Genomic DNA, 16,521 nt, shown 5'->3' with positions numbered 1-16,521 from the left:
ATATACTGCTGACGTGTCCGCAGACCATCCGAGCAGTGACTCTCCGGCGCATCCGGGGACACGCTCGGGGTCCGTTCCGGCCACCAGCAGTGTCGTCGCCCGCGACCTCGACGACATCGTCGCCGCGGCCCTGCCGTGGGAGAAGCTCTTCGGCAAGACGGTCTTGATCACCGGCGCGAGCGGCATGATCCCCGCCTACGTCGCCCGCACCCTGCTGCGACTCAACGACACCCGCGGCGCCGGCATCCGGGTGCTGGGGCTCGTCCGCCATCCGTCGACGGCCCGCGGCACGTTCGCCGACGTCATCGACAGAAGCGACCTCGCGCTGGTGGAGGGGGACGTCACGCAGCCGGTGCACCTCGATGAGCCGGTGCACCTGGTCATCCACGGCGCCTCCCCCGCCCGCCCGCACCTTCATGCGACGGCACCGGTGGACACGATTCGCGCCAACGTGCAGGGCGCGTTCCATCTGCTCGATCTCTGTCGTCGGTCCGGGGACGCCGCCTTCGTGCTCATGTCGTCCGCGGAGGTGTACGGGCAGCGCCCCGACGACGACGGACTCGTGACCGAAGACGGGTACGGCGCGGTCGACATCCTGACCCCGCGCGCCAGCTACGCGGAGGGCAAGCGCGCGGCGGAGACGATCGCGGTGAGCTACCGCGCCCAGTACGGGATCTCCATCACGATCGCCCGCTTCGGGCATGTCTTCGGCCCGGGCATGGCGCTCGACGACGGACGCGTGCAAGCCGATTTCACCGCCGACGTCCTCGCCGGCCGCGATATCGTGCTCAACAGCGACGGCAGCGCGCGGCGCACCTATACGTATCTCGCGGATGCCGTCTCCGGAATGTTCACAGCGCTCCTCGTCGGCGAGGACATCGCCTACAACATCGCCGATCGGGACGGCTTCATCAGCATCCGGGAACTCGCTGCGGCCTTCGCGGGGGCCCGCCCCGAGCGCGGCCTCACGGTGGGCTTCCGTGAAGGGGTCGACGTGTCCGGGTACAGCGCCGTGCGCGGGCAGGGGCTCGATGACACCAGGCTCCGGGCGCTCGGATGGGTCCCGCACGTCGGGTTCCGCGCCGGAGTGGATCGCACGATCGCCTGGCACGAAGAACGCCGCCGACCGTGACAACCGACCCGCAGGCGCACGCCCCCGGCACGGACTCGGCCGCCCTCGCCCGCGGCTACCTGCTCGAGGTGACCGGCATCGCCTGGGAGCGGATCCACCTGACGATCCGGCTCCACCTCTCCCCTGCCACCGGAGCAGCACACGCCGCACGGCCGTCGGACGTGTCGTTCGCGTTCACCGACGGCCGCCGCACCTTCGACGTGCCGTCCACCGACGACGGCGACGGCTCCTTCGTCATCCGCATCAATGTCACGACCTTCGCGGGTCGCACGGCCATCCCCGACGGCACGTGGCGCGTGCAGTCGTTCCTCGATGGGACGCCGGGCCCCATCGCGTCGCAGGACGGCGACGATCTCGACTCCCTCGATGACGCATCGCGAGTGTTCCTCTACGACCTGAACCGCTCGGCCATGACGGTGTCCTTCGGCGTCGACGACAATCGCGACGACGCCACGCGCCTCGACCTCCTCCTCCACACGTATCACCTGCATCGTTCCCCGGCTCCGGCTCAAACGCCCTCGATCGTCGCGCGGATCAAGGCGAAGCTCCTCGGAGCGGACGCCAGGCAGCGATACGCCCGCACGATCTATTACCTCGCCGCACGCTTCATCGGGCCCAAGCCCGGCAGGATCCTCTTCGCCTCCGACCAGCAGCCGTCGATGGAGGGCAACCTCCTCCGCGTCCACGAGCGCATGGTCGAACGCGGACTCGACAAGCAGTTCGATCTGCGCTTCTCGTTCCGCCTTCCGAGCACCACGGGGTGGGTCACGACCACTCGCATCCTGTACCTCCTGGCCACGAGCGAGACCATCCTGCTCGACGACTACTTCGGACTGCTCAACAGCATCACGATCGATCGGCGCACGCGGGTCATCCAGGTGTGGCACGCCGGCAGCGGCTTCAAATCGGTCGGGTACAGCCGTTTCGGCAGCACCGATTCACCCAAGCTCCGTCAGCCCCACCGTCAGTACACCTATGCGATCAGCGGCTCCGAGCACCTGCGCCCCGTCTATGCGGAAGCGTTCGGCATCGAGGAGGCCGCCGTCATCCCGACCGGGCTGCCGCGGATCGACTGGTTCCTCGACGAAGCCCGCACGGCATCGTTCCTGGACGACTTCTACGCGCAGCATCCACAGCTCCGCGGCAAACGCATCATCCTGTTCGCGCCGACGTTCCGCGGAAGCGGGTACCGCACCGCGTTCTACGACTACGACCTCATCGACCTCGACGCCCTCTATGCGGCCTGCCCACCCGACACCGTGGTGCTGTTCCGGATGCACCACTTCGTGAAGGACCCCATCCGGATCCCGGAGAAGTACCGCGACCGCTTCTTCGACTTCACCCGGTTCCCAGACGGGCTGGGCCTGCTGCACGTCACGGACCTTCTGATCACCGATTACTCGTCGATCATCTACGAGTTCGCGCTCCTCGACCGGCCGATGCTGTTCTTCGCTCCCGACCGGGCGAGCTACGCGGCGACCCGCGGTTTCCACCGGGACTACGAGCAGACAGCGCCGGGCCGCGTCTGCGAAACGTTCGATGAGGTCGTCCGCGCCATCCGGGACGGCGACTTCGAGCAGGACAAACTCGCCCGTTTCCGGGCGGAGAACTTCGACAGAATCGATACGGGCGCCGCGGATCGGGTGATCGACTGGCTCATCCTCGACGAGCATCCCGAGACCCACCTCGTCGCGTCGCGCACCCCGGCGAACCCGACACCAGCGATGGAGACTGAACAGCGATGAACATAGCGGTGATCTTCGCGGGCGGCATCGGCTCGCGGATGTCTTCGGCCAACCTGCCGAAGCAGTTCCTCGAGATCCACGGAACGCCCCTGATCGTGCACACCATCCAGCACTTCCAGGACCACCCGGACATCGATCGCGTCGCCGTCGCCATCCTCCCGGCGTGGCGGGACAGATTCGCGCATCTGGTCGCGCGTTACGAGCTCACGAAGGTGAACTGGATCGTCGACGGCGGGACGACCGGCCAGGAGTCGCGGCACCGCGCCATCCGGGCGGTGGCCAACGAATGCCCGGGCGACTCGGTGGTCCTCATCCACGACGGGGTGCGACCTCTCATCAACGCGCAGCTCATCTCCGACAACATCAGGACCGTCCGTGAACTCGGCGCGGCGATCACGTGCACGAAGGGCAACGAGACCATCGTCTCCGCATCCAGCGAAGAGATCGACGAGGTCCTCCCCCGCGACTTCCTCTACATCGCCCAGGCCCCGCAGAGCATGCGCCTCAGCACCGCGCTGGAGATCTACGATCGTGCCGTGGCGGACGGGGACGACGACTCCATCGACACCGCCACCTTGCTGCGGCGCTACGGGCACAAGCTGTTCCGCGTGCCCGGGCCGCGCTCGAACATCAAGATCACCACCGCGGAGGACTACTACATCTGCCGCGCGTTCTTCGACGTGCTCGAGCGCAATCAGATCGGCGGCTGACGAGGCCGCGTTCCGTCGGGGTCAGCGCTTCCGCATCTGCTCGACCTGCACGGTGACGATCTGACCGGTGAGGTCGCTCGCGAGTACCTGCAGGCTGACCGACGCGACATCCTTCGGATCGAGAAGCGTGTCCTCGGGCTCCTCGCCGAAGGCCTTCGTCCGCATCGGCGTGCGCGTGCGCTGAGGATTGATGCAGTTGATGCGTACTCCGTCGGGCGCCCACTCCTCGGACAGGGCCTGCGTCAGGTTGACGATCGCGGCCTTGCTCGCCGAGTAGACCCCGTAGTTCGCGCGTCCGCGGGTGTGCGAGCTGGAGGTGAACAGCAGCATCTGCCCGCTCGTCTGCGCCAGGTACTTGTGCACCGCGCGTGCGACGATCACCGGCGCCAGGAAGTTCGTCTCGATGCTGGCCGTGATGTGCTCCACATCGGTCTCCGTCAGCGGGCCCATCTGCAGGATGCCCGCCGACACCACGACGAGGTCGATCCTCCCGGACGCGTCGTAGGCGACCTTCAGCGCCTCCTCCACATGCTCGGGGGAGCGCACGTCGGTGCCGGTGCTCGAACGACTGAACTCGTGGACCTCGGCGCCGGCCTGCGTGGCGAGTTCCACGATGCTCTGGCCGATGCCGTAGCTGCCGCCGAAGACGACGACCACCTTCTCGCGCAGGTCGGGGAGTTCGTCGACGGCCGAAAGGCTCTCGGACTGCAGCTGGAAGAGTTTGTCGGCGATGTGCACGTCGATCGGCTCGGTGATCTTCATGTTCTCGGCAGAGCCCTCGACGACGTAGATCGGGACGTGCGGAAGATAGGTGAACACCACGCCGCAGTCGTCCGTCGCGTGGAACGTCCGGTCCATGTCCGCCCGGCGGTAGGCCTCGCGGATCGTGCCGAGCCGGAACGCCTGCGGCGTCTGACCGCGGCGGAGCGTGGAGCGACTGGGGATGTTCGTGATGTGCGAGGCGGCGTCGATCTCGATGATCGTGTCGGCCGACGGGATCGCCACGTCCACGGCGTCGTAGTCGTCCAGCGCCTCGACGCATTCCTCGAGGATGCGTTCGCTCACGAAGGGCCGCACGGCGTCGTGCAGGATGACCTTCGTCGCCGGGTCATCGCCCAGGACGGCGAGGGCTGCCTGCGTCGAGTCGTTGCGGCTGACGCCGCCCGGGATGATCCTGGTGAGCTTGGGGAAGCGTTCCGGATCCTTGAGACTGTCGAGCTCGCTGAGGGAACCGGCGTTCATCACGATGACGATCTCGTCGATGACCGGACTCGCGTTCACGACGTCGAGGGTGTGCTCGACGATGGCCTTGCCGGCGATCTTGATGAGCTGCTTCGGGATGCCGAGGCCGACGCGTACGCCGATGCCGCCGGCGAGGATGACGGCGACGGTGCGGGTCGACGGGGGCATCGAGATTCCTTGCAGTGTGAGCGTCAGGGGCGCGTCACATCCTACGGCGCGTGGCCCGCGCGCACCGTCGCGGCGGGTGTCGGATGGTCGCCCCGTGCGGGGCGCTCGGCGAATTCACGACCGCTCGATGGCAGAATCCTCTGGTGACCACTGACGCCGTACTACCGCCCCCGGCACGTTCCCGAGCCGAGTTGCGACGGGGCCAGCAGCCGACGCCCGGCGCGAAGGAGCTGCCGAAGAGCGCGAGCTTCCGGCCCGACATCCAGGGCCTCCGGGCCGTCGCCGTCGGCGTGGTCCTGCTCTTCCACGCCAACTGGTCGTTCTTCCGCGGCGGTTTCGTCGGCGTCGACATCTTCTTCGTGATCTCCGGCTTCCTCATCACCGGTCTGCTCCTGCGAGAAGCCCAGAACACCGGGCACATCCGGCTCGGCGACTTCTACGCGAAACGCGCTCGGCGCATCCTGCCCGCGGCGACGGTCGTCCTGCTCGCGACCCTCGTGCTGACGGTGGTGTTCCTCCCCCAGATCCGCTGGGAGTCGATCGGCATCGAAGCGCTCGCTTCCGCCGTGTACGTCGTGAACTGGGTCTTCGCCGCCGGCACCGACTACCTCAACGCCGAGGTCGCCGCGAGCCCCCTGCAGCACTTCTGGACGCTGGCGGTCGAGGAGCAGTTCTACATCGTCTGGCCGCTCATCCTCGTGGCCCTGCTGGCGCTCGTCCGGCGCCGGGCGCGGAAGAGCGCCGCGCGCGAGGGGGCGACCGCGGATCGCCGCGTGAGCGCCATGCGGGCGGCGCGCGTCGGCGTGCTCATGATCCTCGTGCCGTCGCTGCTGTTCTCGATCTACTACACGGGCGCCGAACCTGAGACCGCCTACTTCGTCACGACGACGAGGCTGTGGGAACTCGCCATCGGAGCAGCGCTCGCCGTGTTCGCGCCGCAGGTCGCGCGCATCCCCCACTGGCTGGGATACGCCCTGGGCTGGGCAGGGCTCGCCGCCATCGTGGCCGCGACGCTCCTCTTCTCCGGCGCCATGCCGTTCCCGGGCTCCGCGGCGCTCGTCCCGACGCTGGGGGCCGCGGCGATCATCGCCGCCGGGATGAACGGCCGGGCGGAGACCGGCGTCGGCCGGCTGCTGACGCTGAAGCCGATGCGCTGGATCGGCGACATCTCCTACTCGCTCTACCTGTGGCACTGGCCGCTCATCGTCGTCGGCACGTACCTGCTCGGCGGGGACCTGCGCGTCCGGTACGGGCTCCTCATCGTCGCGTTCGCCGTGCTCCCGGCTTGGCTGAGCTACCGGTTCATCGAGAACCCGTTCCGCGACTGGCACTGGGTGAAGCGGTCCTCGCGCCGTTCGCTGCTGGCGGGGGCGGGCCTGATGGCGGCCACCGCCGTCGTCGCTTCCGTCGTCTTCGTCGCCCCGGCGACCTTGAATCCGGAGCGTGCCGTCGCCGCCGACGAGAAGGTCGGCGCGGAGGCGCTGACGGATGACTTCTCCGATGACGACCTCGCGAGCTTCACGGATGCGGGAAAGCCGGTCGACGTGGTCGAGGGCGGGTTCACGCCCTCCGCCATCACCGCCCGTGCCGACAATACGGTGGTCTACGCGCTCGACTGCCATCTGGGCAGTCCGCCGGCCACGCCGAAGATCGAGGGCTGCATCTTCGGTGATCCGGACGGCGAGGTGAGTGTGGTCCTGATCGGCGACTCGCACGCCGCCAACTGGGCGCCGCCCTACATCGCACTCGCGGAGAAGCACGGCTGGCGGCTGCGGATCACGAGCAAGGCATCGTGCGGCTTCTCGCACGGGAGCCAGGCCGACCGCAATGGCGGCGAGTACACCAGCTGCAACGAATGGAGCGCGACGAGCTTCGACCAGATACTCGCGGAGCGCCCCGACCTGGTCGTCACGGCGAACCGGGCCACGCGAGCCGCCTGGCAGGAGGGCGTTTCCCGCGCGGAAGCCAGGAGCCTCTACGCCGATGGTCTTCACGAGAATCTCCGCCTGCTGAACGAGGCGGGGATTCCGACGCTGGTGATGAACGCGACCCCGCGGATGACCAGCGACGTCCCCGAGTGCATTTCGGCGAACCCCGACCATCTCACCGCCTGCGCGACGCCGCGGAATGTCGCATTCGGCACGGGCAGCAGGTACGTGGAGCGGGCCGTGAAAGGGCTGTCGGATGCGGACGTCATCGACATGGGCAACTGGGTCTGCCCGGATGCCGAGGCGTGCGCGGCCGTCGTCGGGAACGTCGTGGTCTGGCGGGACTCCGCGCACTTCACGGAGACGTACGCACGGACCCTGGCGAAGCCGCTCGAAGCCCAGCTGCGACAGTCCGCCCTGGCCGACGACGTTCTGTGGTGAGTGGCGCCCACACGAGGCGGCACCTATCCGGATACGCGCGGAGATCAGGGGTTTCCTGCTCGCCGCACGACCTCCGTCAGCGCGCGGGCACGCGGGGTGACGTCCGGGGGGACAGATAAGGCGCAGAAAGTACTGCGGTACTATGTTCCGACGGTTGACCGCCGCGAAATCTCGGTCGCCCCGAACCGCCGGGCGGCTCGGAGTCGTTCGTGGGGTGTGTGAGTCGAGGGCCGGTTCTCGTGCGACCGCCCGGTCACGAACGGCCATCGGAGCCGGGATGAGATGAATGCGTCCTAGAGGAGAAGAACAGGGAATGCAGGACTACAGCTACAGCGACCTCAAGGATCTCGCAACGGACGCGGACCACAAGGCGGCGATGCTCGAACTGCTGCTGGCCTTCGACGCATTCTGCGAAGAGCACGGCCTCACGTACTACCTCTCCGGGGGGACGCTGCTGGGCGCGGCGCGGCACAAGGGGTTCATCCCCTGGGACGACGACGTCGACGTCAACATGCCGAGAACGGACTGCGAGAAGCTCATGGAGCTCTCCGGCGGCCGCATCGGAGACTTCGAGCTCATGCCGCCGAACAACTCGAACCGGTACTTCGCCTACCACTGGAAGCTGTACTCCGAGCGGATCCTCGTCGCCAAGCGCACGAAGGGCGGGATCGGCGGCAAGGTCTACCCGATCTTCCTGGACATCTTCCCGGTCGAGGGCCTCCCCGACACCGAGGAGAAGAACCAGGAGCACTACGCCGAGATCAGGCGCAGGAAGGACCGCGTCCGGCACGCACGCAACGTGCGCAAGTACCGCGGCCGGAACCCGTACCGCATCCTTCGCAATCGGCTCGCGACGCGCGTCTATCGCTCCATCGGCGTCGGACCGCTCTTCGACAAGGTCATCGAACACGCCACCTCGATCGCGTTCGAGGAATCCGACTACGTCGGCGTGATGATGACCAACGTGCACACCACGGAAGAGCGCGTCGTGAAGGCCGAGTACACCCCGGTCATCAAGATGGAGTTCGAGGGCCACCTGCTGTCCGCTCCGGCGGGGTACGACACGTACCTCCGTCAGCTGTACGGGGCCAATTACATGGAATGGCTTCCCGTGCATAAGCGGGTCCCCCGTCACGACTTCGTGACCTTCTTCCCCCACCTGCCCGGCGAAGCGCCGCGGGTGATCGTCGTGCAGGCAGAGGAAGGCGGCGACGAGCTGCCCATCGCCGACGATGACGAGATGCAAGACGAGATGGCGTGACAGGTGCCGACGACTGAGAAGACGAAGACTGTGAAGATCGCCATCTGCGGGCTGGTGAAGAGCGAGAACCTCGGGGAGATGTTCATCGCGCGGAGCCTGGAGTACCTGATCGCCGACGGGCTCGAGCAGGCGGAGCCGGGTATCGGAATCGAGTATGTCGAGGTCGACCTGCTCGGCCGGAACGACACGATCTTCGAGATCCCGGACGCCCGCGAGCGGCGCCTGCGCAACTACTACCGCTACAGCGAGAAGGGCCGCCTCACCGAGAAGCTCTTCCTGAACCTGCAGCGGCGGGGCCGGAGCGCCAAGAGCAAGGCGGTGCAGAACCTGATCAGCCGGGGGCGCCACCTGATCTGGAAGCACGGTCGCAACTACCGCAAGCGGCTCGCGAGCTACTTCGACCTGAAGCTCGAGGGCGTCGACTACATCGTGATCGACGGTGCCGGCCTCCTCGAGTACAGCTACAACGAGTACCACTGGTCACTCCTGCTGATCAGCGAGTACGCCGAGCGACACGGGCTCGAGGTGGTCTACAACGCCATCGGCCGGGCCGGCGCCTTCGACGAGCGCGATTTCGGGAGCACGATCCTCAAACGCGCCATCCGCTCGTCGGCCGTCACCTACGTCTCCGCCAGGGATAACGTGACCGAGGTGCAGGCGTGCGCCGGCCCCGGGCACACGGTCAAGCTGCTCGCGGACTCCGCCTTCTGGATGAAGGAGGCGTACGGGATCGACACGGGCATCGAGCGGAAGAAGATCGGCATCGGCCTCATCCGCGGCAACTCCCTCCAGGGCTACGGAGTCGAGTTCGGCTCGAAGGAATGGACCGCGCTCTTCGCCGGTATCGCGACGGTCCTCCGCGATCGCGGCTACGAGTTCGAGTTCTTCACGAACGGGCTGCCCGGCGATGTCGCGCTGGGCAAGCGGGTGCTGAAGAAGCTCGGGCTGCCGGGGTCCTATCTGGTCGACCGACCGGTCGACGACACCGTGCTGGTGGACACGATCAACGGCTACGAGGCCATCATCACGTGCCGGATGCACTCCTCCATCGCGGCGTTCACCATGGGCGTCCCCTCCGTCATCCTGTCCTGGAACGACAAGGTCGAGAAGCTGATGGACATCATCGGCTACCCCGAACGAGCCATCCGGCAGAAGGATTTCCGGCCGGAGTACATCGTCGACAGCATGGAGAAGGCGAAGGCCGAGGGAATCGACGACGAGCTGCTCTCCGCGATGAAGGACAAGGCGAAGGAGAGCGTCACCGACTATCTCCCCCTCATCCTCAACGCACGCAACTGAACCGTTCTCACCCCCAGGAGCTCCCACATGATCACAGCACTGCTAACGGCGGCAGGCACGGGTTCGCGGATGAAGCAGGACATCCCGAAGCAGTTCATGCACGTCAAGAACAAGCCCCTGATCGTCTACACGATGGAGGCGTTCCAGAACCATCCGGCCATCGATGCGATCGTCGTGGTGACACTCCCGTCCTGGATCGACGTCGTGAACGCCTACGCGAAGCAGTACGGCATCACCAAGCTGCAGGCGATCGTGCCCGGCGGGGCGACGGGTCAGGAGTCCATCCACATCGGCCTATCGAAGATCAGGGAGGAAGGCGCCACCGACGAGGACATCGTGATGATCCACGACGGCAACCGCTGCCTGGTCTCGTCGGAGATCATCTCCGACAACATCGCCGAGTTCAAGGCCAACGGCAGCGCGGTCGCCGCGATCCCCTGCGTCGAGGCGGTGTTCCGAAGCGACGACAGCGGCGTGTCATCGACCGTGTCCATCCCGCGCGAGCAGCTGTTCCGCACCCAGACGCCGCACTCGTACACGCTGGGAAAGCTCATGTGGGCTCACGAGCAGGCGAAGGTCCAGGGCATCGGAGACACCGCGGCATCGTGTGTGCTGATGCACGAACTCGGCGAGACGGTCTACTTCTCGGCGGGCTCGGAGCAGAACCTGAAGATCACGACGATGGACGATCTCTACATCTTCGAGTCCATCCTCGACGCCCGGCACGCGGCCGGTTGATCCGACGGTGACCGCCGACTCGTACGCGGAGGACCTCCGCGCGGCCTTCGCGAGCATCCCGGATGCGCGCGCCCTCTTCAACACCCGCGTCCTGGTCACCGGGGCGACGGGGATGATCTGCTCGTCGGTCGTCGACCTGCTCCTGTTCATGAACCGCGAGCTGAGTGCGAACATCACGGTCTACCTGGCCGGGCGCAGCGAGCAGGACGCCGCGGACAGGTTCCAGAGCTTCTCCCCCGCCCCCGGCGAACTGGTCTTCGTCCCGTACGACGCGACGTCGAGCGAACAGGTCGCCCTCGCGACGGACATCGACTACGTCATCCACGGCGCCAGCAACGCGAACCCCGCGATGTACCTGAAGCTTCCCGTGGAGACCATGCTCGCGAACATCGTCGGGCTCTCGGCGATGTTCGACCTCGCTCGCGCGAGCTCCGTCCGCCGGCTCCTGTACATCTCCTCGAGCGAGGTGTACGGGCAGAAGGAGGGGATGAACCCCTACGCGGAGAACGACTTCGGATACCTCGACATCCTGAACCAGCGCGCCGGCTATCCGTCGTCCAAGCGCGCGGGCGAGTCTCTCTGCGTGGCGTACGGCATGGAGTACGGCATCGATTCGGTGATCGTCAGACCCGGGCACATCTACGGCCCCTCCATCCGGAGCTCGGACAATCGCGTCTCGGCGGAGGTCACCCGGCGCGCCGTTGCCGGTGACGATGTGATCCTCAGGAGCCGGGGCGACCAGCTGCGCTCGTACTGCTACTCGCTCGACTGCGCGTCCGCGATCCTCACCGTGCTCCTCCGCGGTGAGCGGGACAACGCGTACAACATTTCGAACCCGCATTCGATCTGCACGGTCCGCGAACTCGCCGAGGCCGTCGCGCGGGCAGCCAGCGTGAACGTCCGCTTCGACATTCCGGAGAGCGCGGAGTCGGGCACCCACAACCTGATGGTGAACTCCTCGCTGGCTTCGGAGAAGCTGGAGGCTCTCGGGTGGACGCCCGTGTTCGACCTCGAGCGCGGCGTCGATCGGATGATGGCCGTCCTGAAGGACCCCGAGGGTCCGTTCTCGATCTAGCCCGACCCCGGGCGGATCCGGGCCCGCTGACGGGTATGCCACGATGGACTCGTGAAGGGCATCATCCTCGCCGGGGGCTCCGGCACGCGTCTGCACCCGATCACGCTGGGCGTGTCCAAGCAGCTGATCCCGGTGTACGACAAGCCGATGGTCTACTACCCGCTGTCGACGCTCATGCTCGCCGGCATCGATGACATCCTCATCATCACGACGCCGCACGACGCGCCGTTCTTCGAGCGGCTGCTCGGCGACGGATCGCAGTTCGGGGTGTCGCTGACGTTCGCGCAGCAGCCGTCCCCGGACGGGTTGGCGCAGGCGTTCACGATCGGCGCGGACTTCATCGGCGACGACAAGGTCGCCCTCGTCCTCGGGGACAACCTGCTGTACGGACCGAGCCTGGGGCGTCAGCTCAAGCAGTACGCAGACGTGGACGGCGGAGCGGTCTTCGCCTACTGGGTGGCCGAGCCCTCCGCGTACGGCGTCGTGGAGTTCGACGCCGAAGGCCGTGCCGTCTCCCTCGAGGAGAAGCCCGACGAGCCGAAGAGCAACTATGCGGTTCCCGGCCTGTACTTCTACGACAACGACGTCATCGAGATCGCGCGGGGCCTGTCCCCCAGTGCGCGCGGCGAGTACGAGATCACCGACATCAACCGCGCCTACCTCGAGCGCGGCAAGCTGCGGGTCGAGGTGCTGCCCCGCGGGACGGCCTGGCTGGACACCGGCACGTTCGACCAGATGACCGACGCCGCCGAGTACGTCCGGACGATGCAGCGGCGCACCGGCCTGTCGATCGGCGTCCCGGAGGAGGTCGCGTGGCGGCAGGGGTTCCTCTCCGACGCGGCGCTGCGGGAACGGGCGGACAAGCTCGTCAAGTCCGGGTACGGCACCTATCTCCTCGAAGTCCTGGAAAGGGGCCGCTGATGGCTCATCTGCTCGTCACCGGCGGGGCCGGGTTCATCGGCTCGAACTTCGTCCACCACGTCCTCGAGCACACCGACCACCACGTCACCGTGCTCGACAAGCTCACCTATGCCGGCAACCGGGCATCCCTGGACGGCTTGGCGGAGGACCGGTTCACGTTCGTGCAGGGCGACATCTGCGACGCGGGCCTCGTGGACGAGCTGTTCTCCGCCGCGGATGCCGTCGTGCACTACGCCGCGGAGTCGCACAACGACAACTCGCTGCACGATCCGCGTCCGTTCCTGGACACCAACATCATCGGCACGTACACGCTGCTAGAGGCCGCGCGCCGGCACGGCACACGGCTGCACCACATCTCCACCGACGAGGTCTACGGCGACCTGGAGCTGGACGACCCGGCCCGCTTCACCGAGGACACCCCGTACAACCCGTCCAGCCCGTACTCCTCCACCAAGGCCGGCTCCGACCTGCTCGTCCGCGCCTGGGTGCGCTCCTTCGGGGTGCGCGCCACCATCTCGAACTGCTCGAACAACTACGGGCCGTTCCAGCACGTGGAGAAGTTCATCCCGCGGCAGATCACCAACGTGATCCGCGGCATCCGCCCCAAGCTCTACGGCACGGGCGAGAACGTCCGCGACTGGATCCACGCCGACGACCACTCCTCCGCCGTGCTCACGATCCTCGAGCGCGGCGAGATCGGCCAGACCTACCTCATCGGCGCAGACGGCGAGAAGGACAACAAGACCGTCGTCGAACTCATCCTGAGCCTCATGGGACAGCCCGCCGACGCCTACGACCACGTCACCGACCGCGCCGGGCACGACCTGCGCTACGCGATCGACTCCACCCGCCTGCGCACCGAACTCGGCTGGCAGCCCCGCTACCGCGACTTCGAGGCCGGCCTCTCCGCCACGATCGACTGGTACCGCGACAACGAGTCCTGGTGGGCTCCCACCAAGGACGGCGTCGAAGCCTTCTACACGTCGAAAGGCCAGTGACCCGGTGACCCGGTACGGCGCCACCCTGACAGCCCGGGAGACGACCATCCCGGGCCTCGTCGTCTTCGACCTGCCCGTGCACGGCGACAGCCGCGGCTGGTTCAAGGAGAACTGGCAGCGCGAGAAGATGACCGGGCTGGGCCTGCCCGACTTCGGTCCGGTGCAGAACAACATCTCCTTCAACGACGCCGTCGGCACCACCCGCGGCATCCACGCGGAACCGTGGGACAAATGGGTCTCCGTCGCGACCGGACGCATCTTCGGGGCCTGGGTCGACCTCCGCGAGGGTCCGAGTTTCGGGGCCGTCTTCACGACCGAGCTCGATCCGTCGAAGGCCATCTTCGTGCCGCGCGGCGTCGGCAACTCGTACCAGACCCTCGCGCCCGACACCGCGTACACCTACCTCGTCAACGACCACTGGTCCCCGGACGCGGAGTACTCCTTCCTCAACCTCGCCGACGAGACCGTCGCGATCGCCTGGCCCATCCCGCTCGATCAGGTCGGGATCTCGGCGAAGGACCTCGCCCACCCCGCCCTGGCGGATGTGGTCCCGATCCCGCCCAAGAAGATCCTGGTGCTCGGCGCGGACGGTCAGCTGGGCCGCGCTCTGCGCGCGGAGTACGAGGGCGCGCGGCACGTCGAGTTCGCGACACGGGCCGACCTGGACGTCTCCGCTCCGGGCCTTTCCGGCGCGCGTCGCTGGCGGGACTACGCGGCCATCGTCAACGCGGCGGCCTACACGAAGGTCGACCTCGCCGAGACCCCGGAGGGGCGTCGCGACGCCTGGGCGGCCAACGCGGCGGGTGTCGCCGCCCTCGCCGGCCTCGCGGCCGCGCACGGCGTGACCCTCGTCCACGTCTCCTCGGACTACGTGTTCGACGGGAGCTCCGACGCCCCGTACCGCGAGGATGAGCCGGTCGCCCCCCTCGGGGTCTACGGCCAGACGAAAGCGGCCGGCGATTCCGCCGCCGCCACCGCTCCCCGCCACTACATCCTCCGCACGAGCTGGGTCATCGGGGACGGCCCCAACTTCGTCCGCACCATGGCCTCGCTCGCCGCGCGCGGCATCGACCCGAATGTCGTCGCCGACCAGCACGGACGGCTGACGTTCACGAGCGAGATCGCGCGCGGCATCCGCCACCTGCTCGAGACGACACCCGCCTACGGGGTCTACAACCTGACCGGGGCGGGCGATGTCGTCTCATGGGCGGACGTCGCAGCGCTCGTGTTCGCCACGACCGGACACGACGCGGCGCGCGTGACCCCCGTGACGACGGAGGACTACTACGCCTCCGCGAGCGGTCCCATCGCCCCGCGTCCGCGCCACAGTGCGCTCGCGCTCGAGAAGATCGCGGATGCCGGCTTCACGCCCGCGGACTGGCGGACCACGTTGCGCGCCTACCTGACCCCGACGGACACTCCGCAGTCATGACGATCGCGGTCAGCGTCGTCGTACCGGTGTACAACCCGGGGCGCTACCTCGACCCGCTGCTGCGGTCCCTGGACAGGCAGTCGCTGCCCACCGAACGGTTCGAGACGGTCTTCGTCGACGACGGCTCCACCGACGGCACGGCGGGCCTGCTGGACGCCTGGTGCGCGGACCGCGAGAACGCCCACGTGATCCACCAGGCGAACCACGGGTGGCCGGGGCAGCCGCGCAACGTCGGAATCGCCGCGGCACGCGGCTCGTACATCCAGTTCGTCGACCAGGACGATTGGCTCGGGGACGAGGCGCTGGAACGACTCACCTCGTATGCCGACGCGAACGGCTCGGACGTCGTCGTCGGGAAGATGGTCGGCGTGGATCGCCGCGTCCCGACGGCGCTCTTCCGGCGCTCCGTGCCGCGCGCGCAGATCGGCGTCGACCGCATCGAGGACAGCCAGACGCCCCACAAGATGTTCCGGCGCGCGTTCCTCGATCGGATCGGGCTCCGCTTCCCGGAGGACACGCGGCGCCTCGAAGACCACCTGTTCGTCACAGCGGCATACCTGCGCGCGGACGTCGTCTCGGTCTACGCCGAGACGGACTGCTACTTCCACACGAGCCGGGACGACGGGCGGAACGCCGGTTTCCGGTCGTACGACCCCGTCCCCTACTACGCCGTGGTCGAAGAGGTCATCGATCTGGTGGAGGATCACCTGCCGGCCGGGGCCGCCCGTGAGCGCTATCTCAGCCGCTGGCTGCGCAACGAACTGATCGGCAGACTCCGCTCCCCGATCGTGCGCGACCTTCCCACGGCACGGCGCCAGGTCTTCTACGACGAGGTGAGTCGCATCGTGCGGCAGCGATATGCGCCGACGGCGCTCCGGGCGACCACTGCCACCGTGGCCGTCGGTGCCGCCATCGCGCGTCACGCCCCCATGTCGGAGTTCTACCGCGCGGACGATGCGCTCCACCGGATCGACGTCCGCGCCTGGGAGGACGACGGCGGAATCGGACTCGAGCTCATGGACGCCGGCCGTACGCTGACGCCGGGGACCACGCTCGCCGCCGTTCTGCGCGCCCACCTCTCGCCGTCGATCGTCGAGCCTGTGCTCGCCGACCTCGGCGCGCGGGCGGCGGAGCGCGTCGTTCCCGACCGTATCACCCGGATCTCCGGCGCACCGCGGACCGTGTTCACGGGAGACGGAGTCGTCTTCCGCGCGCCGGACGCAACCGCGCACGCGGGCGACCGCATCCGGGTGGCGTCGGCGCTCGGGCCACGGGAGACGACGGTGACCGCGGAACGCCGACGCGGCGGGGGCGGGTCTGGGGCGGTGGCCGGCCGACGCCGGGCCGCGCGGCGCCTCAAGGACTGGACGGTGCGGCTCCTGCCGTCGCGCGTGCGGAGGGTGTTCCGCCGTCGGCCCCGTCCCCGCTGAG

13 protein-coding genes are annotated in these 16,521 nt (G+C 67.8%); 12 read left to right on the top strand and 1 reads right to left on the bottom strand.

The window, feature by feature from the left end; translation table 11 throughout:
• The first annotated feature begins 13 nt into the window (after nt 1–13).
• From QZL85_RS12950 to QZL85_RS12940, 3 genes are read left to right on the top strand one after another with little or no spacing between them, the layout of a single operon-like run.
• On the top strand, nt 14–1,132 hold the full coding sequence (locus tag QZL85_RS12950) for an NAD(P)-dependent oxidoreductase (protein WP_295577382.1): 1,119 nt from the start codon (nt 14–16) through the stop codon (nt 1,130–1,132).
• On the top strand, nt 1,129–2,877 hold the full coding sequence (locus QZL85_RS12945; RefSeq protein ID WP_295577380.1) for a CDP-glycerol glycerophosphotransferase family protein: 1,749 nt from the start codon (nt 1,129–1,131) through the stop codon (nt 2,875–2,877). The genes QZL85_RS12950 and QZL85_RS12945 overlap by 4 nt, the downstream gene beginning before the upstream one ends.
• Nucleotides 2,874–3,587: a 2-C-methyl-D-erythritol 4-phosphate cytidylyltransferase gene (locus QZL85_RS12940; protein ID WP_295577377.1), complete on the top strand. Its 714-nt coding sequence runs from the start codon at nt 2,874–2,876 to the stop codon at nt 3,585–3,587. Before QZL85_RS12945 ends, QZL85_RS12940 begins: the two co-directional genes overlap by 4 nt.
• Before the next feature lie 21 nt (nt 3,588–3,608).
• On the opposite strand, the gene QZL85_RS12935 is transcribed toward QZL85_RS12940, so the two are convergent.
• On the bottom strand, nt 3,609–4,997 hold the full coding sequence (locus tag QZL85_RS12935) for a bifunctional cytidylyltransferase/SDR family oxidoreductase (RefSeq protein WP_295577375.1): 1,389 nt from the start codon (nt 4,995–4,997) through the stop codon (nt 3,609–3,611).
• 143 nt (nt 4,998–5,140) lie between these two features.
• Here QZL85_RS12935 and QZL85_RS12930 point away from each other — a divergent pair, with 143 nt between their 5' ends.
• The 9 genes from QZL85_RS12930 (at nt 5,141) to QZL85_RS12890 (ending at nt 16,520) form a co-directional block, all read left to right on the top strand.
• On the top strand, nt 5,141–7,366 hold the full coding sequence (locus tag QZL85_RS12930) for an acyltransferase family protein (protein WP_295577372.1): 2,226 nt from the start codon (nt 5,141–5,143) through the stop codon (nt 7,364–7,366).
• A 313-nt stretch (nt 7,367–7,679) separates the two neighbouring features.
• Nucleotides 7,680–8,627: a phosphorylcholine transferase LicD gene (locus tag QZL85_RS12925; protein WP_295577369.1), complete on the top strand. Its 948-nt coding sequence runs from the start codon at nt 7,680–7,682 to the stop codon at nt 8,625–8,627.
• 30 nt (nt 8,628–8,657) lie between these two features.
• Nucleotides 8,658–9,926, top strand: coding sequence for a polysaccharide pyruvyl transferase family protein (locus tag QZL85_RS12920; RefSeq protein WP_295577367.1), 1,269 nt, complete (start codon nt 8,658–8,660; stop codon nt 9,924–9,926).
• Between the two features lie 27 nt (nt 9,927–9,953).
• A complete protein-coding gene (locus QZL85_RS12915) occupies nt 9,954–10,664 on the top strand; it encodes a 2-C-methyl-D-erythritol 4-phosphate cytidylyltransferase (protein WP_295577366.1) in 711 nt (236 codons plus the stop codon).
• 7 nt (nt 10,665–10,671) lie between these two features.
• Nucleotides 10,672–11,739: an NAD(P)-dependent oxidoreductase gene (locus QZL85_RS12910; protein ID WP_295577364.1), complete on the top strand. Its 1,068-nt coding sequence runs from the start codon at nt 10,672–10,674 to the stop codon at nt 11,737–11,739.
• A 51-nt stretch (nt 11,740–11,790) separates the two neighbouring features.
• On the top strand, nt 11,791–12,660 hold the full coding sequence (gene rfbA / locus QZL85_RS12905; RefSeq protein WP_295577360.1) for a glucose-1-phosphate thymidylyltransferase RfbA: 870 nt from the start codon (nt 11,791–11,793) through the stop codon (nt 12,658–12,660).
• Complete coding sequence (rfbB, locus tag QZL85_RS12900; RefSeq protein WP_295577357.1) at nt 12,660–13,658, top strand: dTDP-glucose 4,6-dehydratase; 999 nt, start codon at nt 12,660–12,662, stop codon at nt 13,656–13,658. The genes rfbA and rfbB overlap by 1 nt, the downstream gene beginning before the upstream one ends.
• Nucleotides 13,659–13,662: 4 nt before the next feature.
• Nucleotides 13,663–15,090 (top strand): dTDP-4-dehydrorhamnose reductase, encoded by a 1,428-nt coding sequence (gene rfbD, locus QZL85_RS12895; protein ID WP_295577355.1) that lies wholly within the window; start codon nt 13,663–13,665, stop codon nt 15,088–15,090.
• Nucleotides 15,087–16,520 carry a glycosyltransferase family 2 protein gene (locus tag QZL85_RS12890; protein WP_295577353.1) on the top strand — a complete coding sequence of 478 codons (1,434 nt, stop codon included), beginning with the start codon at nt 15,087–15,089 and terminating at the stop codon, nt 16,518–16,520. Before rfbD ends, QZL85_RS12890 begins: the two co-directional genes overlap by 4 nt.
• Nucleotide 16,521: the final 1 nt, after the last annotated feature.

The sequence above is a fragment of the uncultured Microbacterium sp. genome (assembly GCF_900078385.1).
In the GTDB taxonomy this organism is placed as follows: Bacteria; Actinomycetota; Actinomycetes; order Actinomycetales; family Microbacteriaceae; genus Microbacterium.
The sequence above is the reverse complement of the archived record's forward strand: the minus strand, read 5'-3'. Positions and strand labels throughout refer to the sequence as shown.